The sequence below is a fragment of the Salmonella sp. A29-2 genome, assembly GCF_020150755.1.
In the GTDB taxonomy this organism is placed as follows: Bacteria; Pseudomonadota; Gammaproteobacteria; order Enterobacterales; family Enterobacteriaceae; genus Salmonella; species Salmonella enterica.
Genome location: NZ_CP083734.1, coordinates 1 through 2,438, shown reverse-complemented (window position 1 = coordinate 2,438; position 2,438 = coordinate 1). Strand labels below are relative to the sequence as shown.

3 protein-coding genes are annotated in these 2,438 nt (G+C 46.6%); all 3 read left to right on the top strand.

What is annotated here, in order from left to right:
• Nucleotides 1–521: 521 nt before the first annotated feature.
• The 3 genes from K8W53_RS23820 (at nucleotide 522) to K8W53_RS23810 (ending at nucleotide 2,047) form a co-directional block, all read left to right on the top strand.
• Nucleotides 522–671, top strand: coding sequence for a hypothetical protein (locus K8W53_RS23820; protein ID WP_162846302.1), 150 nt, complete (start codon nucleotides 522–524; stop codon nucleotides 669–671).
• Between the two features lie 813 nt (nucleotides 672–1,484).
• Entirely contained in the window at nucleotides 1,485–1,724 is a 240-nt protein-coding gene (locus K8W53_RS23815) for a hypothetical protein (protein WP_001560795.1), read from the top strand.
• Between the two features lie 23 nt (nucleotides 1,725–1,747).
• Entirely contained in the window at nucleotides 1,748–2,047 is a 300-nt protein-coding gene (locus tag K8W53_RS23810) for a hypothetical protein (protein ID WP_016247612.1), read from the top strand.
• The last annotated feature ends 391 nt before the right edge of the window (nucleotides 2,048–2,438 follow it).

Genomic DNA, 2,438 nt, shown 5'->3' with positions numbered 1-2,438 from the left:
GGAATGAGATAAACGCGGCCATAACAGCGGAATGACACCGGTAAACCGAAAGGCAGGAACAGGAGAGCGCACGAGGGAGCCGCCAGGGGGAAACGCCTGGTATCTTTATAGTCCTGTCGGGTTTCGCCACCACTGATTTGAGCGTCAGATTTCGTGATGCTTGTCAGGGGGGCGGAGCCTATGGAAAAACGGCTTTGCCGCGGCCCTGTCGCTTCCCTGTTAAGTCTCTTCCTGGCATCTTCCAGGAAATCCCTGCCCCATTCGTAAGCCATTTCCGCTCGCCGCAGTCGAACGACCGAGCGTAGCGAGTCAGTGAGCGAGGAAGCGGAATATATCCTGTATCACATATTCTGCTGACGCACCGGTGCAGCCTTTTTTCTCCTGCCACATGAAGCACTTCACTGACATCCTCATCAGTGCCAACATAGTAAGCCAGTATACACTCCGCTAGCGCTACGTGACTGGTTCAGGGCTGCGCCCCGAAACCCGCTAACAACCTCTCTGCTACTGGATATCACCCCATGCCATCTGAATATGATGAACAACGGGGTTCGACTGATACGCAGCTTCCCGGCGAATATGACCTTTTTGATTTAATGGCGAAGGTTACTGAAGAGATCCTGCATGCCCCTGTGGATTCTGGGCCGCCTGTCGGCCGGGAAGCGTTATAGCTTTTTCGCTTGCCCGCGTACGTGGTAATACGCCGGTATTACCTTTTATTTCTTTATTTTCATGTAATTACAGTGGGTTTTTAATACCTGGGTATTACTCGTGAAAACGAAGCATTCCTTTTTTTTCTTTTAATTCATGCAGTTGCGATGAAAATCGCGGCTGCGTTAGGTGTATGACCATTTTGAGGTTGAAAAATAATCAACCATGGAGGGTGATTTACGCAGGTTAAGGGGAGATCGTGACAAAAAAAAGCGTTCCTCACTGTATCGTTCATGCCTGCATGAACGGGTTATTCTTCCTGACTACAGAATTACATCGCTCCTTCAGTTCATACATCACTTTTACAACACTTTTACAACACTCCTTCGGCCTGTACATCACTTTTACAACACTTTTGCATCACTTTTACATCATTCCTTCAGCTCATACGTCACTTTTACGTCAGTTCCATCCTCTGTGCCATTTGTACATCCGCCCCCCTTCCTGAACGTGCTGAAAACGGTTTTTCCGGCTGTGCCGGCAACGCCTCACGGCCACGCAATAAATTGCGTCCCCGTTCACCGTTTTCGGGTAAGAAGAACATCGGAAACAGGACTTACCCCGGCTGAATGGCGTGAATTTCCGCACTATGCACTTGCGCGCATACTCATGCATGCCGTAAAAACAGAGCCTGCGCGTTTCTGGCGGGTTTTCGGGTGGTTTGTTGCCTGTTTTACCGGTTTCCCGTCAGAAACGCCCTCAGAGGCTCTGAGGCGGTGCACGCAACGGATGTTATGTTCAATTCTGTTTTCTTCATATTGTCTGGATAGGGAATGATAAAAAAAATCTGCATTACTGTTATCGTCGTTTTTTTGCTGTTGGTTGGCTATGGTGCTTGGATTGGATCTGAGCAAAATCAGCGAGGAGTATCTTTATTTGAGGTTGCATATACATACAACGCAATGAATCCAATTAGTCGGATCGGCTATACATTTATGCTGAAGAGAAATCATGCTTTAGTCGAGAGGGCTGGAGAGGTTAAGAAATCTATTGATAGCATGAGTGGTGAGTGATTTTTTAAATTTAAAGGACTGATATGAAAAAGATACTTTTTTGTTCGCTGCTTCTTCTTTCTGCAAGTTCATTTGCACAACAATTCCATTATCAGTGTGAAGGACGAGATTTAAAGATAATGCTTTCACCTAATGCAGCTTTTCTTGATGGTAAATCATTCGAATATAAGAATGGAGAGACGAATGGGGAAACGACAAAGATGACCTTCTTTGGTCCTTCTGGTGAGGTTCTCAAGTTTTTGGTTAATCCTGTCAACAACTTATATCGTATGGGGCTGACTTCAGGTGCTACATTTGAAGAGATAAATTGCACTGAAATCTAGAAATATTTTATCTGATTAATAAGATGATCTTCTTGAGATCGTTTTGGTCTGCGCGTAATCTCTTGCTCTGAAAACGAAAAAACCGCCCAGCAAGGCGGTTTTTTCGAAGGTTCTTAGAGCAGCAACTCTTTGAACCGCGGTAACTGGCTTGGAGGAGCGCAGTCACCAAAACTTGTCCTTTCAGTTTAGCCTTAACCGGCGCATGACTTCAAGACTAACTCCTCTAAATCAGTTACCAGTGGCTGCTGCCAGTGGTGCTTTTGCATGTCTTTCCGGGTTGGACTCAAGACGATAGTTACCGGATAAGGCGCAGCGGTCGGACTGAACGGGGGGTTCGTGCATACAGTCCAGCTTGGAGCGAACTGCCTTCCCGGAACTGAGTGTCAGGCGT

Coding starts and splice junctions, on each gene's coding strand:
- K8W53_RS23810 (WP_016247612.1), top strand. CDS start 1,748: ATGAAAAAGATACTTTTTTGTTCGCTGCTTCTTCTTTCTGCAAGTTCA.
- K8W53_RS23815 (WP_001560795.1), top strand. CDS start 1,485: ATGATAAAAAAAATCTGCATTACTGTTATCGTCGTTTTTTTGCTGTTG.
- K8W53_RS23820 (WP_162846302.1), top strand. CDS start 522: ATGCCATCTGAATATGATGAACAACGGGGTTCGACTGATACGCAGCTT.